This is a genomic window from Lysinibacter cavernae (assembly GCF_011758565.1).
GTDB classification, from domain to species: domain Bacteria; phylum Actinomycetota; class Actinomycetes; order Actinomycetales; family Microbacteriaceae; genus Lysinibacter; species Lysinibacter cavernae.
Genome location: NZ_JAAMOX010000001.1, coordinates 2,145,221 through 2,167,283 on the forward strand (window position 1 = coordinate 2,145,221; position 22,063 = coordinate 2,167,283).

General features: G+C 59.6%; 14 protein-coding genes. 9 read left to right on the forward strand and 5 right to left on the reverse strand.

From position 1 onward, the window contains the following. Nucleotides 1–158 precede the first annotated feature (158 nt). The 4 genes from FHX76_RS09325 to FHX76_RS09340 are packed head-to-tail and all read left to right on the forward strand — an operon-like array spanning nt 159 to nt 2,879. Nucleotides 159–512 (forward strand): GntR family transcriptional regulator, encoded by a 354-nt coding sequence (locus tag FHX76_RS09325; RefSeq protein ID WP_167150079.1) that lies wholly within the window; start codon nt 159–161, stop codon nt 510–512. Next, a complete protein-coding gene (locus tag FHX76_RS09330) occupies nt 512–1,522 on the forward strand; it encodes a DUF1648 domain-containing protein (RefSeq protein ID WP_167150081.1) in 1,011 nt (336 codons plus the stop codon). Before FHX76_RS09325 ends, FHX76_RS09330 begins: the two co-directional genes overlap by 1 nt. Before the next feature lie 25 nt (nt 1,523–1,547). Then, nucleotides 1,548–2,570: a DUF1648 domain-containing protein gene (locus FHX76_RS09335; protein WP_167150083.1), complete on the forward strand. Its 1,023-nt coding sequence runs from the start codon at nt 1,548–1,550 to the stop codon at nt 2,568–2,570. A 12-nt stretch (nt 2,571–2,582) separates the two neighbouring features. Beyond that, entirely contained in the window at nt 2,583–2,879 is a 297-nt protein-coding gene (locus tag FHX76_RS09340; protein ID WP_167150085.1) for a hypothetical protein, read from the forward strand. Between the two features lie 4 nt (nt 2,880–2,883). Here FHX76_RS09340 and FHX76_RS09345 read toward each other — a convergent pair whose 3' ends face one another. After that, on the reverse strand, nt 2,884–4,260 hold the full coding sequence (locus FHX76_RS09345) for a Na+/H+ antiporter NhaC family protein (protein WP_167150087.1): 1,377 nt from the start codon (nt 4,258–4,260) through the stop codon (nt 2,884–2,886). 24 nt (nt 4,261–4,284) lie between these two features. Continuing rightward, on the reverse strand, nt 4,285–5,922 hold the full coding sequence (locus FHX76_RS09350) for an amidohydrolase family protein (protein WP_167150089.1): 1,638 nt from the start codon (nt 5,920–5,922) through the stop codon (nt 4,285–4,287). 85 nt (nt 5,923–6,007) lie between these two features. Between FHX76_RS09350 and FHX76_RS09355 the strand changes: the two genes are divergently transcribed. Next, nucleotides 6,008–6,700 (forward strand): TetR/AcrR family transcriptional regulator, encoded by a 693-nt coding sequence (locus FHX76_RS09355; protein ID WP_167150091.1) that lies wholly within the window; start codon nt 6,008–6,010, stop codon nt 6,698–6,700. Between the two features lie 81 nt (nt 6,701–6,781). Here FHX76_RS09355 and FHX76_RS09360 read toward each other — a convergent pair whose 3' ends face one another. Further along, nucleotides 6,782–7,786 (reverse strand): LacI family DNA-binding transcriptional regulator, encoded by a 1,005-nt coding sequence (locus tag FHX76_RS09360; RefSeq protein WP_341777904.1) that lies wholly within the window; start codon nt 7,784–7,786, stop codon nt 6,782–6,784. 257 nt (nt 7,787–8,043) lie between these two features. Between FHX76_RS09360 and FHX76_RS09365 the strand changes: the two genes are divergently transcribed. Genes FHX76_RS09365 through rhaS form a run of 4 tightly spaced genes read left to right on the forward strand, consistent with a single transcriptional unit; the run spans nt 8,044 to nt 12,861 of the window. Further along, nucleotides 8,044–9,636, forward strand: coding sequence for a sugar ABC transporter ATP-binding protein (locus tag FHX76_RS09365; RefSeq protein WP_167150095.1), 1,593 nt, complete (start codon nt 8,044–8,046; stop codon nt 9,634–9,636). Continuing rightward, nucleotides 9,633–10,697, forward strand: coding sequence for an ABC transporter permease (locus tag FHX76_RS09370; protein WP_386762380.1), 1,065 nt, complete (start codon nt 9,633–9,635; stop codon nt 10,695–10,697). Before FHX76_RS09365 ends, FHX76_RS09370 begins: the two co-directional genes overlap by 4 nt. Next, nucleotides 10,694–11,764: an ABC transporter permease gene (locus FHX76_RS09375; RefSeq protein ID WP_167150097.1), complete on the forward strand. Its 1,071-nt coding sequence runs from the start codon at nt 10,694–10,696 to the stop codon at nt 11,762–11,764. Before FHX76_RS09370 ends, FHX76_RS09375 begins: the two co-directional genes overlap by 4 nt. Before the next feature lie 53 nt (nt 11,765–11,817). After that, entirely contained in the window at nt 11,818–12,861 is a 1,044-nt protein-coding gene (gene rhaS / locus FHX76_RS09380; RefSeq protein ID WP_167150099.1) for a rhamnose ABC transporter substrate-binding protein, read from the forward strand. A 422-nt stretch (nt 12,862–13,283) separates the two neighbouring features. On the opposite strand, the gene FHX76_RS09385 is transcribed toward rhaS, so the two are convergent. After that, nucleotides 13,284–13,799: an RDD family protein gene (locus FHX76_RS09385; RefSeq protein ID WP_167150101.1), complete on the reverse strand. Its 516-nt coding sequence runs from the start codon at nt 13,797–13,799 to the stop codon at nt 13,284–13,286. 209 nt (nt 13,800–14,008) lie between these two features. Continuing rightward, entirely contained in the window at nt 14,009–21,778 is a 7,770-nt protein-coding gene (locus FHX76_RS09390; protein ID WP_208402488.1) for an Ig-like domain-containing protein, read from the reverse strand. Between the last annotated feature and the right edge of the window lie 285 nt (nt 21,779–22,063).

Genomic DNA, 22,063 nt, shown 5'->3' on the forward strand with positions numbered 1-22,063 from the left:
GCATACAGCGACAGGAGCAGTTCAACCACTGAATCAAATCATACATTTGCGCCACGAATTTTACGACCAAGAAACATACTGGCATTCAGTTTCTGGGAGATTGTTCTAGTTGTGTTATAACTATATAAACATCACCCACGCGAACAAACGAGAACCACATGCTCCTCAGAATTGATCCATCCGCCCCGGCTCCGCTCTTTGAGCAGATCGCAGAGGGCATCAGGAGCCACATCCTCTCGGGAACAGTGAAGGCCGGCGAGCGCCTCCCCTCGGCGAAAACGCTTGCGGCATCGCTCGACCTCAACATCCACACCGTCCTACATGCCCTCCACCTCCTCAGAGACGAAGGAATGATCGAACTTCATCGAGGGCGCGGCGCGATCGTGACAGGGCGTGCGCACGACTTGGAGGCCCTGCAGGCGCTCATCCCATCACTTGTTGCCGAAGCAAAAAAGCTAGAACTTGACCCCGCCATACTGTCAACGATGATCAGCCAGGAGTACCAGAAATAATGCCCCCCGCCACGCAGCGCCAACGCAAGCTGACCGCCGGTCAATCTCGGCAGATCCTCTTCCTCGCGCTCTTCTTGCCGGTGCTCGTGTACGGTTCCGGCATCGCCATCATGATCTCCGCGCTTCCGGACCTGCCCGACACGGTCGCCATCCACTGGAATGCCGAAGGAGAGGCTGACGGCTTTGACAGCCCACTCGTTCCGATCATCGCAAATTCGGCGCTAGCCGTCGGCCTCGCCGCACTCTTCTTTGGGATGACCTGGAACGGAGCAAAGCGCGGCACCTCGCCAACCCTTGTTCGACTCCTCACCGCATTCACCCCCGGATTCGCCGTGTTCATGATGGTGCAGATGGTGCCATCGCTCCTCAACCAGCGCGGCCTCACGGCAGAGCAGATCGCCGCACAAGGCGTTGGGCTCGAATGGATGCTCGGCCTCGTCGTCGGGCTCGCTGTCGCCGGCGTGTGCTGGCTCCTCGCGCCTCAGCTGGAACCGGTCGAGGCGCACACCTCAGAAGTCGCCCCGCTCCCGCTTCGGGCCACAGAACGAGCAATCTGGAGCCAGACGGCCACCATGTCAACGCTCCTGTGGTGGATTCTACTCGCCGTCATAACCGGCGGAATGACGGCGACCATCATCTCTACGCTCGATAAGCCGGACCAGTGGTACCAGATCGCCATCTTTGGGTTTGTCTACGCGGTCGTGTTCTCAACGATGACCTGGCGCGTGACGGTTTCCCCCACCGGAATTGCCGTCAGGTCAGCCCTCGGCTGGCCCGTCGTCAGGGTGCCCCTCGAACACATCAAGCGCGCCACCGTGAGTGATGTTGATCCGCTCACCGAGTTTGGCGGCTGGGGCATCCGCTTCGCCGGCGGACGACGCTTGGGCATCATCCTTCAGCGCGGCAATGCCCTCGAGATCGAACGCAACGATGGCAAGCGCACGCTGGTCGTCACGATCGACGATGCCGACGTTGGCGCATCCCTGCTCACAAGCTATCTCAACCGCTAAGAGTGCTCACACACAAGGAGACAGCATGACCAACTCCAGCACCACACCGCTCAACGCCATGACGCAAGGCGAGCGCCGACGCCTATTTTTTGCCTCCGTTGGCCTGACGGGTGCCGCCTATCTCGCGGGGCTCGTCATCGTCCTCCTCACAATGGCCCAGCTGCCACAGCAAATCGCGACACACTGGGGACCATCGCTCACGGCCGACGGCTTTGGTTCGCCGTGGATGGCGGTCGTTCTGCTGCTCGTTGTCGGCGTTGTCCTCATCACAGTGATCTACTTTTCGGCATACCAACAGGCCGGGTATCGGCCAACACTTGCGTCGTCACGCCTGATCCTTGGATTCCTCGTTGGCGTTTCGGTCGCGGCCTGCACCCTGATTGTGGCCTCAACCCTCAGCCAGGTTGGGCTCAACGAGACTCAGATCAGGGAGGTCAGTCTCCTTCCGTCGATGCTCATCGCGCTTGCCACGGGAGCGCTCATCGGCACAATCGCCGGATTTCTCGCACCAAACGTCGAAACGATCCCCGTCTCGGTCGAGCCGGTAACCGCAAACCAGGACGGCACCAACGAGTTTGGTGAGTGGCGCAGATCCGTGACAGCACCCACCGCTGTTTGGTGGATTATGCTCGGGGCAATCGCCCTCTTGGTTTCGGTTTTTGTGCTCATTGCCACGCTCGAACCGTCGATCAGGCTTGTCGCGCTCATCCCGATCGCCTTCATTTATCCGCTCGTGAGCTGCATAACGTGGAGCATCACCATCAGCGAACAAGGCCTCGTTGCACGATCAATCCTTGGCTGGCCTGCCGTTCACATCCCAATAGAGGCGATCGACCGCGTCGAACTTACCAACGTGCAGCCGATGGCCGATTTTGGCGGTTGGGGCATTCGCCTCGGACTCGACCGCCGGTGGGGCATCGTTCTGCAGAAGGGCGAAGCCATCCAGATTCAACGCAACGACGGAAAACGTACGTTTGTTGTCACAGTTGATGATGCCGCAACCGGTGCAGCAATCCTCAGCGCTTTTGCGTCACGCCCACGTTCGTAGCACCATAAACACATGCCTTCCTATCGCGTGACGCTCACGATTGGCGCCCTCCTTGCCGGCAACGGACCGGCCGAGGTGCTGCCAGCAGCGTCACACGCAGCACGAGACGTCGCCGTACTTGAGGCAGCTGACGTCTCGGTTGTCGCTGGCGCACCGCGTATTACGGTGCGCTTCACCGCCGATGACAACGACATTGCCCGCCAGGTGTCACGGCACGTCGTAGCAAGCACCGCAGCGGTTGCCAGAGTCACGATGGTACAGATCACCCTCCGCTCCGGCAACCGCTGGGACGCGGTCAGCTGGGAATAATCAGCTACAGCATCACATACCCAGCGACCACGTAGAGGATGAGGCTGAGTACTGCCGCGATCCCCGCATACGGCATGATCGCGGTCATCAGGTTGACGGGTTTCACCCCAACCGACTTTGAGGCGAGGATGATGCCGTCACCGTACAGGCACGTTGTCGACCCAAAGGCGGCACCAGAGAAGACGGCGGCACCGGCAAGGATCGGGTCAACCCCCATCGCAATCGCCAGCGGTATGACAATCGGGGTGATGACGGCGGCGAGGTCCCAGAACGACCCGGTTGCGTAGGCGTAGACGCCGCAGACGAGGAAGACCATGGCAGGCAGCAACGCTCCACTCATGAGCGGGGTCGTCGCGTCAATCACCCAGTCGGCAAGCTTCAGATCGGTGTTGAGGTGCTGCACCATAAAGGCGAGCACCGAAAGAACCATAACAAACGCCATGCTGCTGATGCCCTCAAACGCAGCCTCAAAAACCTCGCGGAGCTTGAGCCTGCGCTGGACAACGTAGAGAACGATAGCGACAATCAGGCCGGCAGCCGTGCCCTTGACGATATCGACGCCGGTCACGATGGTTACCGTAATGAGCGTGACGATCGGGATGAGGAAGTTGTATGGCAGCGGTTTGCGGCCATCATCAGCGCGCGGTCGCGCGAGCTCAAACTCGCGCTCCTCTGCTGTGGTGTTGGCGGGAAGAGTGTCTCCGGTCGTGTCAACCCTGCGCTGGTCCCGTTTGAGGGAACCCATCAGGGGAAGCACACCGAGGGAGAGCAGCAGGCCAATGATGAGCGCGATCCAGCCGAAGAACACAAACGGGATACCGGCAACGTAGGCGCCAAATCCTGAGCCGTTAACCGTCACACCCTCGGCCTCGAGGAGCGCCCCAAAGAACACGGCCCACGTCGAGAACGGGATGATGACGGCAATGGGTGCAGAGGTCATCTTGATGATGGTGCCAAGCTGCGTTCGCGGCACGCCGTAGCGGTCAGTGACGGCCTTCATCGAGGTACCAACGGTGAGTGCGTTGAGGTAGTCGTCGATGAACAAGACGATCGTGAGGAGCCAGGTGAGCACAAGCGATTTGCGCCTGGTGTTCACAAATTTCTCGGTCCACGTTGCAAAGTCACTCACGGCTCCTGACGCATTAAATAGCGCAATAAGGATGCCAAAGAGGGCAACAACAAGAACCAGCCACTGCAACGTCTCGTCGTTCATTGACTCGCCGAAGTATCCGACCCAGGTGTCGGCAAAGGCCCAGCCACCCATCATCACGGCACCAATAATGGTTCCGATGAAGAGGGCGAGCAGCGTGCGGCGGGTGAGCACCGCTGTTACCAGGATGGCAACGATGGGTAAGAGCGCAAACGCGCCGTATTCGATCATGTGGACCTTCCGCGGCCGTAGCCGCTATTGAACATTATCGAGGCGTTCGCCGTCAAGATACGTGGCGAGCACCGGAAGTGTGGACAGATCGTCTCCCAGAACCTCTGTGGGATCTTCCGCCCAGAGCGCAAGATCGGCACGCGCTCCTGGCGCGATGATGCCGAGGTCCGTGTCCCCCTGCGCAAGCGCTGCGGCCCTTGTATAGCCGTAGAGCGCTTGGGCAGGGGTGAGCCGCTGCTCTGGCTCGTAGACAAAAGCGTCGGGTTGCCCTGGAGCGCGCCGAAGGACCGCCCAGGCGAGGCCGTGCCTCGCATCCAGATCGGCAACGGGCCAGTCAGAACCAAGGGCAAGGGGAACTCCGGAACGCATGAGGTCACCGGCCCGCCAGGCCTGCGAGGCGCGTTTTTGCCCGAGCCTTGCCGCCCAAGCGTCGTCCCCGCCCGGGAGGCGCCACTGCATGTGCAGGACCTGCAGCGAGGCGGTGATGCCGTACTTGGCCATCCTCGCGAGGTCGCGGTCATCGAGGCACTCAACATGCTCGATCCGGTGCGGCGCGCGCCCTTCGGCGCGAACGCCGGCGGCGACATACGCCGAGATCGTTTCGCCAATGGCACGGTCACCAATGGCGTGCGTTGCGATCTGAAACCCATGAGCGGTGTAGTGCTTCACGATATCGATAAAGCCCTGCTGGTCGGCCCAGAATCCGGTGCCGCCGTCGCCCTCGGCGTCTGGCTCATACAGCCAGCCGGTTCCGCTGTCGATCACGCCATCGGCGAATAACTTAATCAGCCCGCCGCGCCAACGCGCTCCAAACCGGTCGCGCTGCGCGGTAATCGCCGCGCGCTCGTCAATCGTCGTAGCGGGGTTATGGATCATCGCGCTCTGGATGCGGATGGGCAACCCGCCCACACCAGCGTCGATGCTGTCGAGCAGGTCGAGGGAGGCCGGGCTGCCATCCATGATGACACCGCCCGTCACACCTGAGCGGCGGAGGCGGGCAAGAATTTCGCGTGCCTGGCCCGTGTATTCCTCAGGTGTTGGCATCGGCTGCGCATGAAGCACCAGATTAAACGCGCTCTCTTCGCGAAGCTCCCCCGTTGGCCGACCCTGTCCGTCAACAACAATTTCGGAAGTATCCTCGAATACTCGTGACCCCGTGATGCCAGCACGGCGAAGGCCCTCGGTGCTGGCAACGGCGGTGTGTACATCAAAGAGCAAGATCAGTGCCGGCAGGCCATCAACAGCGTCATCGATGGTGGCAGCGGTGTACGGCTGCCCCTCAAAGGCTGCGTAGTCAACGTTCCAGGCTCGGACCCAACCCTCGGTTGTCTCGCGGCGAACGCGCGCGGCCTCTTCGCGCAGCTTCTCGAGAAAGACGCGCAACTCGGTAACACCACCCATGTCGATACCCTGCACAATCTCGACGCCCTGGATCGGGTGAAGGTGGGCGTCGATCAGGCCGGGCGTAACGGTCAGGCCCGTGGCGTCGTGCACAGCGACCGAGGGGGTAGCGAACCGTTCCGCGATCTCCTCTGGCTCTCCAACCGCAAGGATTCGTCCGGAGCCGATCGCGATGGATTGGGGCTCGTTGCGCTGAGAACTTGGGTCTTGAGTAATCACCCGAGCCCCGGCGATAATCGTGTCTACTGTTTGCGTGAACACCAGTTCTCCTCAGTGGTTAGAACGCCCCGTATTTATGCTGTGTAAATATACTGCCCACTAGTCTAAGAATCAAGAGAGGAATGTCATGTCACGCAACGAAGAACCAGCGCGCACCTCACCACGCAAGCCCGGTCGCCCATCCGTGGGCCTCCTCTCGCGCAGCCAGATACTCGATGAAGCCTTTGCGCTTGCCGACAGCAGCGGCAGCAAAGGCTTCACGATTACCGCGATCGCGAACAACCTCGGTGTACAAGCGCCTGCCATTTACAACTACTTCCGCAATAAGGGCGAGCTCATCTCAGCCATGCGCGGGCAGCTCGCAACACGGGTTGATTCATCCGCCTTCGACACCATGCCCTGGCACGAAGCGGTCACATCGTGGGCCCACAGCTACGTAGCGACGCTCGGCACGCATCCAGGCACCATCGCCGAACTCGCAACGGAACCAGTTGACGGCGAACTCGGGTCAATCAAGAACTACGAGAACATCGTTGCGTGCTTCCGTCGCGACGGCTACCCGGAGGACTACATCGTGCCAGCGATCATCGCGTACGAATCGTTCTTCATCGGGTCGGCCCTCGACTCGCTCGCGCCAGAGTCAAACCTCAACCCGGGGAGAAACGCTTCGCACGCTCCGCTCCTTGAGTCGGCGGAACTCACAGCACGAACCACCGCAAACCAGGCGGGAAAGACGCTCAACCTTGCAACGTTCGAATTCGGACTCGAGGCACTCACCATCGGCATCCGCACGCTCGGCGAACTGAACGCATCCTCCTAGCCGTTTCGGCGTATGTTTACCGTTTGGGCGTATGTTGCAACATACGCCCAAACGGTAAACATACGCCCAAACTCAGCGAAATCATCCCGCGGTTGACTCCCGGATGACGAGCTCTGGCTGAAACACGATGTGCTCGTGAGCCTGTTCACCGTCGGCAGCCTCGCGCATCAGCAGATCAACTGCGGTCAGCCCGATGAGTTCACTGGGCTGACGAATCGAGCTCAGCGGCACAACAGCAGACTCGGCAAACGCGATATCGTCGTAGCCGATCAGGGCAATATCCTGCGGGATACGCACCTCGCCCATCATGACGAGGGCCTGAAGGACCCCGAGGGCAAGCAGGTCGTTCGCCGCAAAAATCGCGTCAGGGCGCTCACCAACCGGCCGTGCGCGCAGTAATTCACCAATCGCTCTGCCCTCAAGCACACTGAGAGATTCGGCCTCGAACACCTCAAGCGAGGTGCCAGGCGCAGTCTCAACGGCAAGACGGGCGCCCTCAAGACGGTCTGCGACCTGGCGAATGGATGCCGGCCCACCGACATACGCAATCTTGCGCCGCCCGAGACTCATCAGATGGGTGACGGCGAGCGTTCCACCGGCCACGTCGTCCATAGCGACTGACGAGTATCCACGATCAACGCCGCTTCGGTCAACCAACACAACGGGAGTGCCCCGCTGACGCAAGCGCTCAAGTTCTGGACCAACCTCACCAAGGGGCGAGATCAGCAGCCCGTGAACACGCTGCTCCTCAAACAGGTCAAGATATTCGGCCTCGCGCTGGGCATTCTCGTCGGTATTGCCAAGCAAGACAGACAGGTTGTGTTCTGAAGCTCTCGCCTCTGCACCCCGTGCAAGGTCGGTAAAGAACGGGTTCGCAACGTCGAGCACAACAAGCCCGATGCTTCGGCTACGCCCTGCCCTGAGCTGCCTCGCGGCGTCATTGCGGACAAAGCCAAGCTCGTCAATTGCCGCGAGCACTTTTTGTGCGGTCTCGGCGTTTACCTTTGTGGGTCGATTGAGCACGTTCGAGACCGTACCAACGGATACTCCCGCGTGCGCGGCGACGTCTTTGACGCTAGCTGCCACAGGAACCTCTTCCCTTTCAGTAGGTAACGGAGAAAACCTATTGTGTGTGTTTGACCGGCCGATTTGCAACCACGCCCCACCGCAGCTACTGATTTTGGCCACGCAGGCCAATGAAACAATCCAACTGCAGCCACTATCCGATAACAAATTTTCAGAACAGCTTGACGGGCGACTCGTTCTAACCATACTATTTGACAGATCGCGAAATTGAAACGATTCATAAACGCGATTTCACTCTGTACCAAAGGTAACTGCCAATGACGTCACACGCTACACCGACTCCCGAACCAGCGATTGAGCTACGCGACGTAGCCAAGTCGTTTGGCTCGGTCGTTGCGCTCCGATCCGGGCACATCGTTGTCGATTCCGGGAGCATCCACGCCCTCGTCGGAGAGAACGGCGCAGGAAAATCCACACTCGTCAAGATTATCGCCGGACTGTACCAGCGCGACGACGGAATCTTTCGTCTCTCAGGAGTGGACGCGGCCTTCAAAACAACCGCCGACTCAAAAGCTGCTGGCATCGCGGTCATCTACCAAGAGCCAACGCTCTTCCCAGACCTCTCGGTCACCGAAAACATCTTTATGGGCCGCCAGCCAACCAACCGGTTTGGCCGCATCGACCGCAAAGCCATGCACGACGAAGCCGTTGCCATCTTCCAGCGACTCGGCGTACGCATCGACCCGGACCGCCTCGCGGATGGTCTATCCATCGCCGATCAGCAGATCATCGAGATCGCAAAAGCAATCTCGCTCAACGCAACCGTGCTCATCATGGACGAGCCAACGGCAGCCCTCTCTGGCGTTGAAGTAGAACGCCTCTTCGCCGTCGCCCGCAGCCTCCGCGACGAAGGCCGAGCAATCGTCTTTATCTCGCACCGCTTCGACGAGGTCTTCGATCTGTGCGACACCATCACCGTCATGCGCGACGGCGAATACATCTCAACGGTAGAAACGCCAAACACGAGCGTCGACGAAATCGTTCGCCTCATGGTCGGCCGAGACGTCACCGACCTCTTTCCAAAAGAGGATGCCGCAATTGGCGACGTCCTCCTCGACGTCAAGGGGCTCACCTCCGCCGGAATCTTCGACAACATCTCCTTCGACGTAAAAGCAGGAGAAATCGTTGGCCTCGCCGGGCTCGTCGGGGCTGGCAGAAGCGAGGTCGCTCGCGCGATCTTTGGCGTTGACCACTACGACAAGGGCACCGTCACCGTGCGCGGGGCGAAGCTCAAAAAGAACAGCGTGACGGATGCCATGCGGGCAGGCCTGGCGCTCATCCCAGAAGACCGGCGGAAGCAGGGCCTCGTGCTCGATTTCTCGGTCGGCCGCAACATCACGCTCGCGATCCGCCAGCGCCTCGCCAAGTTTGGCATCCTGACAACCCGCGCCGAAAACAACGTGGCCGACGGATGGGCTACAACGCTGCAGGTGAAGACCGCCGCGCTCTCAACCCCCGTCGGCACCCTCTCGGGCGGCAACCAGCAGAAGGTGGTGATCGCCAAGTGGCTTTCGACCCACCCGAGGCTCCTCATCATTGATGAGCCAACGCGAGGCATCGACGTTGGCACGAAGTCTGAGGTGCACCGGCTGCTCACCAACCTCGCCGGCGAGGGCATGGGAATCCTCATGATCTCCTCTGAGCTTCCCGAGGTCCTCGGCATGGCCGACCGCGTACTCGTTATGAGAGAAGGAACACTCACCGCCGAACTTGACCGCGAAGTTGCGACCGCAGAGAGCGTCATGCTCGCGGCGACGCAAAGCAACCTGACCCCAACCGCATCCCCATCGTCGGCGCCCGTCCAAGAGGGAATCAGCCCGGAGGCAACCAGCATGGAGGCGTCAAAGTGACCTCAACAGCCCAACTGACCAGAGACCCTGCGCCGCTACCCCCGGCAACTCCCGGCCCAAATCCAGTGGCGCGGGCGATCGCCGCCGTCTTCAAACGACGCGAAACCAGCATCATCATCGCCATCCTCGTGGTCATCGCGGCCGCGACAATTGTGAACGATCAGTTCCTGGTATCCAAAGACGGTTTCCGAAACCTGCTGCTCAACCCGTCCATCTACATCCTGCTTTCGGTTGGTGTGGCAATGGTCATCATCACCCGCAGCGTTGACCTCTCCGTGAGCTCAACGCTTGGGCTCACTGCCTACCTCACCGGCCGACTCTTCATCGATTTTCCGGGGATCCCGATCGTTGCGGTCTTCATAGCCGGCATCATCGCAGGCGGGCTGCTTGGCCTCGTCAACGGAGCGCTCGTCGCCTACGCACGAGTTCCCGCGATGGTCATCACGCTTGGAACGATGTACGCCTACCGCGGCATCAACGTTGCCTGGGCTGGAAGTAACCGGATCAATCCGCAGGACATGCCAAAAGAGTTCACCTCGCTTGGCACCGCGCAGATCCTCTCGATCCCCGTGCTCACGATCATCGCGGTTGTTGTCGTGATTCTGCTCGCCTGGTACATGAAGAACACCCGAGGCGGACGCGAGTTCTACGCGCTCGGCTCCGACCCAGAGGCCGCACAACTGTACGGACTCAACGTTGTCAAACGCAACCTCATCGCGTTTGTGCTCTGCGGCGCACTCGCTGGACTCGCCGGCGTCCTCTACGCGGCCCGCTACGGAACAATCGACTCGGCAGCAGGTTACGGTGTTGAGCTCACCGCCATCGGTGGGGCCGTCATCGGCGGCGTTGCCATCTCCGGCGGTGTCGGGACACTCTGGGGCGCGGCCTTCGGCGCCATCCTGCTCCTCACGATCAAGAGTGCCCTGCCCGTGCTCGGAGTGCAGGACTTCTGGCAGCAAGCGGTTGTTGGTGTGCTGATCATCGGCGCCATCGTGCTCGACCGGGTGCTCGCCCTCAGACAACACAAAAAGCTCATCACAACAAAGGGCGCGTCCTCATGACCACAATCTGGGCCTCCGCGAAGGCAAACTCGCGCACCAAGACCTATAAGGACTACGCAAAGCCGCTCTGGCAGCGCACCCTCATGACCACGGAATCGGCCGTCATCCTCGGCCTGATCCTCGTGGTGGCGTACGCCTCCATCGCGGTCAACAACTTTGCGAGCGACATCACGCTCTACTACCTGCTGCGTGACATCACCCCGATCCTCATCATCGCCCTTCCCATGACGCTCATCATCCTGACCGGGGATATTGACCTCTCGGTCGCGAGCATCCTTGCCCTCTCCAGCGTGACATTTGGCATGATGGTGCAGGGCGGGTGGCCCGTCCCACTCGCCATCATCGGCACGCTCGTGGTTGGGCTCGTCTGCGGGGCAATCAACGGATTCCTCGTCACGGTTGTTGGACTCCCCTCACTCGCCGTCACCATCGGCACGATGGCGGCGTTCCGCGGAATTGCTCAGGGCCTCCTTGGTACGACCGCCATCACAACCTTCCCAGAGGAGTGGACCAACCTCACCTCAATGAAGATCGGCTCGACCGGCATCCCGGTGCTCTCGATCCTCGTGCTCGTCCTCATCATTGTGTTTGCGGTGATCATGCATTTCACCCCGTTTGGCCGCGGCATTTTTGCCATCGGCCTCAGCAAAGAGGCGGCCGAGTTCTCTGGGGTCAACGTCCAGCGCACCAAGATGATCCTCTTCCTGCTCGCCGGGCTGCTCTCAGCACTCGCCGGAATCTACCTGACGCTCAAGACGAGCACCGCCCGCGCCGAAAACGGAACGGGGCTTGAGCTCACCGTCATCGCAGCGGTACTGCTCGGCGGCGTCTCGATCTTCGGCGGAAAGGGAGCAATGCACGGCGTCATCGCAGGTGTGTTCCTCATCGGCACCATCGAAAGCGCGCTGCGCCTCGCGAACGTCACCTCAGACGTGAGCCGCATCATTGTCGGCACGCTCCTTGTTCTCTCGGTCATCTCGCCGAGCATCCTGGCCTGGATACGCGGACGCAGGCGCCCCGCGAGTACGCCAGGAACCCAAACTCAAGCCTTTCTCGCCAAGAGTTAGCTTGTCCGCGCCGAACTCCCTCGGCCTCACACAGAAATAGAAGGTAGGACACAATGTTGTTTCACACCACTGGCCGCCGCCTCGGCGCGGCAGCCGCAATTGCAGTAACGATCGCGCTCGTCGCCTCTGGCTGCTCCGGCAGCAGCGACCCAAAGTCAACCGATGGCGCATCATCGGGCGACAGCGACCTGTCGATCACGTTCCTCCCAAAGAACCTCGGAAACCCCTACTTCGACACCTCGAGCAAGGGCGGCAAGGCAGCCGTTGAAGAGCTCAAGGGAACGTTTGCAGAGGTTGGCCCTTCGGAAGCCGCTCCCGACTCGCAGGTTTCATACATCCAGACCGCTGCCCAGCAGGGCGTGAGCGCACTCGTCATTTCGGCAAACGACCCGACCGCTATCGGCTCCGCGCTGAAAGAGGCAATGGATGCCGGCACCAAGGTCGTCACGTTTGACTCCGACACCGACCCCCAGTACCGCGACCTCTTTGTAAACCAGGCAGATGCAGAAGGTATCGCAAAGGTGCAGGTCGACATGATCTCGGATCAGATCGGCGACGAGGGCGAGATCGCCATCCTCTCGGCAGCGGCAAACGCAACAAACCAGAACGCCTGGATTGAGCTCATGAAGAAGGACCTCGAAGCAAACCACCCGAACATCAAGCTCGTTGAGACCGTATACGGCGACGACGACGACCAGATGTCCTTCGACAAGACCGCGGCCCTGCTGCAGACCTACCCAAACCTCAAGGGCATTGTTGCACCAACCACGGTTGGTATCGCATCGGCAGCCCGCTACCTGTCAACCTCTGACAAGAAGGGCAAAGTTGCCATCACCGGCCTCGGAACCCCGAACCAGATGCGCGACTACGTTGAAGACGGCACCGTCACCGAGTTCGCCCTCTGGAACCCAGAAGACCTCGGATACCTCGCTGCCTTCGCCGGCGCGGCACTCGTAGACGGCACCATCACGGGCAAGGAAGGCGACACCTTCACGGCTGGCAAGCTCGGCGAGTTCACGGTTGGAGCCGACAACACGGTTCTGCTCGGCGACCCGTTCAAGTTCAACAAGGACAACATCGCAGACTTCGACTTCTAAGTCTCGCGCGATCGTTCTCTACTGAGGGGTTCGGATGCTTCGGCATCCGGGCCCCTTTTTTATGCGCACGTTGAGCGTTCGCCGTGCATACCTAAGGAGTCGTGCGCAGATCTGACACTAGAAGCCCCTTCTACGAGCGGGAAGGATGCCTAGCGTCAGATCTGCTGGGGGCCGAAGTCCGCCGCGCGCGACGGCAGGCCTGTCTGCGGCGCACGCGATGAAGAACACCGGAATGTCCTAGGCCGTCGGCGCAGTCCCGGGTTCATGGTCGTCGCTTTCATTTCGCGCGTCACGTTTTGGCGTTGGGCATTCCTGAGGGCCACGATGCTGCAACGCAATCGACCTGACCCGAATGTGTCTATTTCGCGCGAAATAGACACATTCGGGTCAGGTCGTTTTTTGGGGAGGGGAGGGCACTCCGGCTACGATTTGGCGATGACGATGGTTCCCGCCAGCCGGTCGTACAGCGTGCGGTGGGAGCCGGTGAAGAGCGTGACGAGGTATGCGGCGGGGAGCACATACGCGGCCACGAGCAGGACCATGCCGAGCATCCCCTCGCCAGCGGTTCTTGTGAGTTCGTACACGGCCGCGTGGCCAATCAGCCACGGCACCGCGATCTTGAGCGCGTTGCGGAGCAGGGCGCGGCCAAAGTCCAGCTGCTCTGGCGCTTCGACCGGCTCGGCCGGCTCGACGCGCAACCGCATGGCCCGCTTGCCAAGGGTGCCGTGCTTGGCCCCTGCCTCGAAGGCGGCCAAGGCAAACGTTACGGGAATCACGATGAGCACGGCCCCGACCGCGTTCAGAAGCAGCGGATGCGTCATCCGGATGACGCCCGCAAGATACAGGGGCACACCAACAGCCGCGACAACCCCGACCCAAACCAGAATGGCAAGCCAGTCAATCGACCAGGCAACCATTCGCCTCCACGCTATCGTCATGCAAGGAGCCTATCGCCCCACGCGAGCGCTCGTTGCTGCCCGCACGACGCAGGAGCATCCTCTTCGCGTGCCACGGCCGAGCCACACAAATCGACCTGACCCAAATGTGTCTCTTTCGCTCGGAATAGGCACATTTGGGTCAGGTCGATTGGGGTGACGGCCCCCATCCGTGTCGAGACAGGGATGGGGGCCGCGGTGGTTCACATACGCTATGCGCTGTGTTGGCGACGACGCGTCATCGCCAACGCAGCTGCGCCAAGCAGCACGAGGAGCGCACCAAGGGTCAGCGGCAGCAGCGCTTCCCCGCCGGTAACCATGAGCTCGCCAACGGCAACCTCGGGCTCGTACACCTCAAAGGTCTGCGAAAGCGAACCGCTGAAGTTACTCTCAATCGTGACCGTGTGCGTGCCAAGCTCAAGATCGGCAGGCACCGCAAAGGTGAACACAACCTCACCGCGATCGTTCGCAACCTGGGTTCCGAGGTCAACCGGCTCTGAGTGGAGTTCACCACGAACCGTCTCGCCCGGCTGGTAGCCGAAGCCGCGAGCAACCTGGGTCTCGCCGGCGGCAAGACGCCCGCCTTCAAGCAGCATCGAGGTAAGCCCAACCGTGATTGTGACCGAGTCGGACGTGTTTCCAGCTGGGCTGGTCACATCCACGGTAATCACGCTGTTCGGGTCAAGCTCCGTCTGCAGCTCCACCTGGAATCGGCAGTCATCTCCGGCGATACCGGTTCCGATGATGTTGCCGTGAGCGTCGCGAATAGTGACGGTCGAGCCAGGCTCAGCACATCCGGTGACGTTCGTACCGTCGGTCGGGTCGATAACCGGTGGCTTGGGCTTGGTGGTGTCAATCACGATTGGCACCTCAACGCTGTTTCCAACCTCGTCAGTCACAACAACCTTTGCGTTCGTCCCAGCGGTCAGCGGAACATCCGGAGTAAAGGTGAAGTGGCCCTGTCCGTCAACGCCAATCACACCTGGAATGACGTTCCCGTTGCCATCAACGACCGTTACCACGGTGTCAGGGGCAATCGGCCCACCCGTCACAATCGTTCCGTTCGTCGGATCGATAACGGGTGTTGCCGGCGGAGTCGTCTTCACGAAGACGCCCTTCGGCTCAGACGTGTTGCCAGCGACATCCTTCACCACAACGGTGACGTTGTCATCCTCGGTGAGTGGAGTCTTCGGCACAAACGTGAAGTTACCCTCAGCATCGATTTCAACCGTTCCGGGAACCGGCTTGCCGTCCTTGTCCAGAACCAGCACCTCATCGGTTTCAGCGATGGGGCCACCCGTGATCTGCTTACCGTTTGACGGGTTTACCGAAGGAACCATCGGAGGCGTCGTCTTCACAAACACACCCTCTGGCTCAGACGTGTTGCCGGCCGGGTCCTTCACCACAACGGTGATCTCTTGGCCCTCGGTCAACGGAGTCTCAGGAACGAACGTGAAGTTACCATCCTTATCAATCTGAACCGTTCCGGGAACCTGGACGCCATCCTTATCCAGAACCAGCACCTCGTCACCCTTGGCAATCGGACCACCAGTGATCTCCTTACCGTTTGACGGGTTCACCGAAGGAACCGTCGGAGGCGTTGTCTTGATGAAGACATCCTCGGGGGTTGACGTGTTTCCGGCGGGGTCCTTCACCACAACGGTGATTTCCTGACCCTCAACAAGAGGCGTTTCCGGGGTAAAGGTGAAGTTACCGTTCTCATCGATCTCGACCGTTCCGGGAACCTTGTTTCCGTCCTTATCCAGAACCAGCACCTCATCGTTTTCAGCGATAGGACCACCGGTCACGAGCTGACCGTTTGATGGGTCAACCACGGGAACCGTTGGAGGCGTTGTCTTGATGAAAACGTCTTCAGGCGTCGACGTGTTGCCGGCGACATCCTTCACCACCACGGTGATGATGTCGTCCTCGGTCAACGGCGTCTTTGGCACGAACGTGAAGTTACCGTCCTTGTCGACCTCGATAGTTCCAGGAACCTGGACGCCGTCCTTATCCAGAACCAGCACCTCATCGGTTTCGGCAATGGGGCCACCGGTGATCTCCTTACCGTTTGACGGGTTCACCGAAGGAACCGTTGGAGGCGTCGTCTTGATGAAAACATCCTCAGGGGTTGAGGTGTTACCGGCAGGGTCCTTCACCACAACGGTGATCTCTTGGCCCTCGGTCAACGGAGTCTCAGGAACGAACGTGAAGTTACCATCCTTATCAATCTGAACCGTTCCGGGAACCTGGACGCCATCCTTATCCAAGACCAGCACCTCATCGTTTTTGGCGATAGGGCCACCGGTCACGAGCTGGCCGTTCGAAGGGTCAACCACAGGAACCGTCGGAGCGGTTGTCTTAATGAAGACGTCCTCAGGGGTTGAGGTGTTGCCAGCGACATCCTTCACAACCACGGTGACGTTGTCCTCCTCGGTGAGTGGAGTCGTCGGAACAAATGTGAAGTTACCCTCAGCATCGATTTCAACCGTTCCGGGAACCGGCTTGCCATCCTTATCCAGAACCAGCACCTCATCGGTTTCCGCGATAGGACCACCCGTGATCTGCTTACCGTTCGACGGGTTCACCGTCGGCACGGTCGGAGGCGTCGTCTTGATGAAGACGTCCTCAGGGGTTGACGTGTTGCCTGCGACATCCTTCACCACAACGGTGATGTTGTCATCCTCGGTCAACGGAGTCTTCGGGACGAACGTGAAGTTGCCGTCCTTGTCGACCTCGATAGTTCCGGGCACCTTGTTTCCGTCCTTATCAAGAACCAGCACCTCATCGGTTTCAGCGATAGGACCACCGGTGATCTCCTTACCGTTTGACGGGTTCACCGAAGGAACCGTCGGAGGCGTCGTCTTGATGAAAACATCCTCAGGGGTTGAGGTGTTGCCAGCAACATCCTTCACCACAACAGTGATCTCTTGACCCTCAACAAAGGGAACGTCTGGAGTAAACGTGAAGTTACCCTCAGAGTCGATCTCGACCGTTCCAGGAACCTGGACGCCGTCCTTATCAAGAACCAGCACCTCATCGTTTTCAGCGATAGGGCCACCGGTCACGAACTGACCGTTTGACGGGTCAACCACGGGAACCGTCGGAGCGGTTGTCTTGATGAAAACATCCTCAGGCGTTGAGGTGTTGCCAGCGACATCCTTCACGACAACCGTGATCGTGTCGTCCTCGGTGAGTGGAGTCGTCGGAACAAATGTGAACTTACCGTTCTCGTCAATCTCGATAGCTCCGGGAACCGGCTTGCCATCCTTATCCAGAACAAGCACCTCGTCGTTTTCGGCGATGGGGCCACCCGTGATCTCCTTACCGTTCGACGGGTTTACCGTCGGCACCGTCGGAGGAGTGGTCTTGATGAAAACGTCCTCAGGGGTTGAGGTATTACCAGCGACATCCTTCACCACAACAGTGATCTCTTGACCCTCGGTCAACGGGGTCTCAGGAACAAACGTGAAGTTACCGTCCTTATCGATCTGAACCGTTCCAGGAACCGGCTTGCCATCCTTATCCAGAACAAGCACCTCATCGTTTTCGGCGATGGGGCCACCGGTGATCTCTTTACCGTTTGACGGGTTTACCGAAGGAACCGTTGGAGGGGTTGTTTTGATGAAGACATCCTCAGGGGTTGAGGTGTTGCCAGCAACATCCTTCACCACAACGGTGATCTCTTGACCCTCAACAAAGGGAACGTCTGGAGTAAACGTGAAGTTACCCTCAGAGTCGATCTCGACCGTTCCAGGAACCTGGACGCCGTCCTTATCCAGAACCAGCACCTCATCGTTTTCAGCGATAGGGCCACCGGTCACGAGCTGACCGTTTGACGGGTCAACCACGGGAACCGTTGGAGCGGTTGTCTTGATGAAGACGTCCTCAGGCGTTGAGGTGTTGCCAGCGACATCCTTGACGACCACGGTGATCGTGTCGTCCTCGGTGAGTGGAGTCTTCGGGACAAATGTGAAGTTACCGTTCTCGTCAATCTCGATAGCTCCGGGAACCGGCTTGCCATCCTTATCCAGAACAAGCACCTCATCGGTTTCGGCGATGGGGCCACCCGTAATCTGCTTACCGTTCGACGGGTTCACCGTCGGCACCGTCGGAGGGGTTGTCTTGATGAAGACATCAACGCTTTCAGAATCGTTTCCGGCCGGGCTGGTCACAAAGACCCGAACGGTGTCTCCCTCTTCGAACGGAGCCGAGGGGATGAACAGGAACGTTCCGTCCTCGTTCATGGTCACGTCACCTGCGATCGGGTTGCCCCCAGCGTCAACGACGGAAACCGCGTTACCAGCGGCAATCGGACCACCGGTGATCTGCTTACCATTTGACGGGTTTACCGCGGGTTTCGCCGGAGCCTTCAGATCGATCGTTACCGGAGTCGCGGCAGAGCTGAAGCCGTGTTCGTCAACCGAGGTCACGGTAATCACATCGTTGTCGGCAAGCGCGACGGTTGGGGTGATCGAGTAGTGTCCCTTCGTGTCGGCAACCGTGGTACCAATGACCACGTTTGCAGCGTTCCGAATCTCAACGGTTGTGCCGGGCGTTGTCACACCAGACACCGAAAGGCCGTTGGTTGGGTTAACCACTGGAGAGGTCGGCGTTGCAACAAAGGTTGCGGCTGCCGTCTCGTCAGAGTCGTCACCGTCAATCGAGAACGTGAATTCAGCATCACCGGCGGTGGTCGACGTGACCGTTGCCTGGTACGAACCGTTCGGCAGCTGGGTCACGGCCGAGATGGTTCCGTGGCTGCTCCGGATGGCGACAATGTCGCCCTGATCAACAACGGCATTGCCCTTTGCGTCAAAGACGGCGACCGTCACAACGGCCTTGTGGCTGCCGTTGGCCTGAACAAATTCGGGCGTTGCCGTGATCGTTGACGAGTTCGCGGATGCTGCACCTGCTACAAACGACAGCACGGCGGATTCGCCGATCTGCTCGGCCCCAAGCTGGGCGATCAGTGTGTAGTCGTCAGCTACCGTGGCCGTGAACTTCGCTGACATCTTGCCGCCAGCATCCGTAGTCATGGTTCCAGGCACCATCGTGAGTCCTGAAGGAACAACAAACCCAATCGTTGCATCCTTCACCGCGTTGTTGTTCTTGTCCTTGACCGTCACCGTTGCGGTGAAGGCCTGTGAGCCGTCAGCTGCAACGGCGCCGTCGGGAGTCACTGCCCACGAGGAAGTGTTTGCAGCGGCCGCACCCGATTTGAAGGTCACCGTTGCGGGACTTCCCTTGATCGATTCGCTGCTAACCATCGCCGACACCGTGTAGCTTCCCGCTGAGCTGCTTGCGATCTGGGTGCTTGCGATTCCATCGGCATTGGTGAGGCTGGACGCAACGCTCAGTTGGGCCCCGTCGCTCACTGTGAAGTTGACGGTGACGCCGGCAACTGGGTTGCCATCGGCATCGCGAACGGTCGCGGAGGCTCCGTGCCGCGCAACGCCGTTGGCTTCAACCTCGCCATCTGTCACCTCGAAGATAGAGGTTCCGTCAGCCCCAAAGGTGGGCTCGCCAGCGATAAACGTTGCAGCAACTGGGCTGTTCTTCACTGCTACGCCACCGACGGTTGCGGCGACGCGATGCGAGCCGGCAACCTTTGCAGTCACCTCGGTTGAGGCAACACCATTTTCGTTGGTCACTGCCGACGCCGTCTTCACGGTTGCCGCGCTATCGAGTGCCACAAAATCAACGGTTACACCCGATTTCGGGTTGTTGTTTGCATCGCGGATGGTTGCGGTTACGGTTTGTGTGTCCGAGCCGTTTGCAACGCTCTCGTCTGTGGTCACAGTGACATCAGATTTGCCGTTTGCGCCGATTGAGCTGGTGGCAGCCTCAAACGTTGCGGTAGTAGCCGTTCCGGTGAGTGATGTTCCAAGAACGGAGGCCGTAACGGAGTGATCTCCCGCTTTGGTGGCTGTAATTGAGACGGTCGCGATTCCGGATGGGTTAGTGGTTGCCGTCGGTGCGCTGAGCTGAGTTCCCGTTGGCGAGGCAAACGTAACTACCTGATCTTTGACCGGGTTACCGTTTGCATCGCGAACTGTGGCCTTGACGGTGTGAGCCGCAGCGCCATCTGCGGGCAGCGAGCCAGTGGTCACCTCAAAGTTAGAGGTGCTGTTTTCGCCGCCAACTGAGGGAGCCCCCGCCACAAACGTGATGGTCTGGTCGCTGCCGATCTGAGTTCCGCTCACGGTTGCAGACACGGTGAAGGGAGCTGCAGCCGTTGAGACTGCCGTCACCGAGGCGACACCGTTTGCTGCAGACACCGCGGACGTAGCTGAGAGGGTAACGCCTTCCGGCGCCACGAAGTTCACCACGGCACCCGGCTTTGCAACGTTTTCCGTATCCTTCACGGTCGCGGTGAGCGTGTGGAAGTCGGTGCCGTTTGCCAGCTTGGTGCCAGGAGTCACAACAAAGGTGGACATCTGGGCGCTGGGAAGGGCCAGCACCGTCAGGCTCATCGCGGCCGAGTTGTTCGCCATGTTCGAGTCAGACACGCTGCCGGTGGGCGTGATCGCTACCGAGTTCGGGTCGATGACATTGGCGTCAAAGTCAGTCGGGATGATTGCGTTTGCACTATTGAGCCCAAGCGGTGCGTTTGCCGCCACAGTAGCAGCAACCTTGAGTGTCACACTTGAGCCGACAGGCCCGTACCAGTCTTGGCTGAGCACTGTGCCGTTTTGCACGGGGCTACCCTCACACACAGCACCACCGTTCGCTTCACACGTCCACGTAGCGTTTTCGAGACCAAGGGCCGCAAGGTTCTGGTAAATCCGGCTTGTTCCGGGGGTTCCAGCGCCGTTTATCGGTGCGGGACCAGCATTTGTCGCCGTCAGACTGAACGAGACGTTATCGCCTCGACTCGCAATGCCATTAGCCCCGCTGGTCGCAATTGGCGTCGCAGTTAGTGCTGCATCCGTAGAAGTGCTGGCATGGATGTTTCCAATCTGAGTCGCCATTGACAGTCCACCGGTTGAGGCTGCAAACCCAAATCGCAAATTCTTAGGGAGGGTGTTGAACACGCCATTTCCCGGAATAACCTGGTAATCAAGAACATTGTTTTCCCACGATGCAGGCTCTCGTCCCACCGCCGTGAGTGCACTCACGGAAACGGTAATTCGGGGGCCGGCATTTTCCTGCGGGGTCACTGCAACGCGGGCGCGTCGGAACTGCGCGGTGCTGCCGGTGACACTCCCTTGAGAAAGCGAACCGTTCGTGAGGGCTTTAGCCGAGGCATAGTTGTATTGAACGCCGCAGGTACCCTGACCGGTGCCTGCTCCACCGTCGCCCGAGCCACGGAGCACAATGCCGTTTGCGAGGCTCGGTTGCTGCCCTGTCCGCTGATCGTTACGGTTTGCTGTCGAACCGCCACCGCTCACACTAAAGGAACCATAGGTATCAAAACCGATACCAAGGTAGCCTTTTTCCATGCCATTAACACCGGTTCCAGTGCCGTTACACGCCGATGTGTAGCCGAGTCCCGATCCGGCTGCACCGATTCGAGTGTGTACAAAGTTTGGGTCGTCACCGTCAGTGAGGAAGAAGCTAAAGCCGTCGGCACGTTGCGCAGTTCCAGGCGCAAATCCGCGAAAATCGAATTCGAAGTTGGCCCCTTCATTCACGGGAATGGATTGTTTGCTAATGAGCGCACCGGTTTGGTTTGTTGCATTCTTGGTGAGCTGCAGCCAGCCGATACCGTCTGCGCCGGAGTTGGTCGCGGTTGCGCCAGAGTACGTTGGCGCGCCAAAAACCCAAAAATCATTGTTTCCAACAAACGCGGCGTTCGCGGCGCCTGAGGAAAAGTCCATGTTCACCGGAAAAACGACTGTCGCAGCCTCCGCCGACGTCGGCATCAGCGAGCTGCCTCCAGCCGCCAAGGCCGCGACGAGTGTCAGCGACAGTGATCGCTTGACAAGGCCCCTGCGCTCAGCTTTTGGCCGCGCTAACCTGTCGAGAGACCGCCCCATACGGTTCATTCCAGTTTTTATCATCAGTTTTCTTTCGTGTCATAGGCAACGAGAGTTCATACCCAACCGTGCTCACCTCACAACGTTCAGAGTCGTCAGCAAGAGAGAACAAGGTCAGCGGCGCACCCCCATGGTTTGCCTGTTTGCCCCTAGCAATGAGACACCGCGAACGAGGCCTCACAGGGAGAGAGGCACCAGAGTTCGTTTCGTGACGCGGCGATCCATAATTTGTCGCATCTGCCGTTTCGGCGACGCAACCCCCATGAACTATTCTTGCAGAAGATA

What these genes read in the sequence shown, in the direction of transcription:
- FHX76_RS09325 (WP_167150079.1), top strand. Translation starts at nt 159, where the DNA reads ATGCTCCTCAGAATTGATCCATCCGCCCCGGCTCCGCTCTTTGAGCAG.
- FHX76_RS09330 (WP_167150081.1), top strand. Translation starts at nt 512, where the DNA reads ATGCCCCCCGCCACGCAGCGCCAACGCAAGCTGACCGCCGGTCAATCT.
- FHX76_RS09335 (WP_167150083.1), top strand. Translation starts at nt 1,548, where the DNA reads ATGACCAACTCCAGCACCACACCGCTCAACGCCATGACGCAAGGCGAG.
- FHX76_RS09340 (WP_167150085.1), top strand. Translation starts at nt 2,583, where the DNA reads ATGCCTTCCTATCGCGTGACGCTCACGATTGGCGCCCTCCTTGCCGGC.
- FHX76_RS09345 (WP_167150087.1), bottom strand. Translation starts at nt 4,260, where the DNA reads ATGATCGAATACGGCGCGTTTGCGCTCTTACCCATCGTTGCCATCCTG.
- FHX76_RS09355 (WP_167150091.1), top strand. Translation starts at nt 6,008, where the DNA reads ATGTCACGCAACGAAGAACCAGCGCGCACCTCACCACGCAAGCCCGGT.
- FHX76_RS09365 (WP_167150095.1), top strand. Translation starts at nt 8,044, where the DNA reads ATGACGTCACACGCTACACCGACTCCCGAACCAGCGATTGAGCTACGC.
- FHX76_RS09375 (WP_167150097.1), top strand. Translation starts at nt 10,694, where the DNA reads ATGACCACAATCTGGGCCTCCGCGAAGGCAAACTCGCGCACCAAGACC.
- rhaS (WP_167150099.1), top strand. Translation starts at nt 11,818, where the DNA reads ATGTTGTTTCACACCACTGGCCGCCGCCTCGGCGCGGCAGCCGCAATT.
- FHX76_RS09385 (WP_167150101.1), bottom strand. Translation starts at nt 13,799, where the DNA reads ATGACGATAGCGTGGAGGCGAATGGTTGCCTGGTCGATTGACTGGCTT.
- FHX76_RS09390 (WP_208402488.1), bottom strand. Translation starts at nt 21,778, where the DNA reads ATGGGGCGGTCTCTCGACAGGTTAGCGCGGCCAAAAGCTGAGCGCAGG.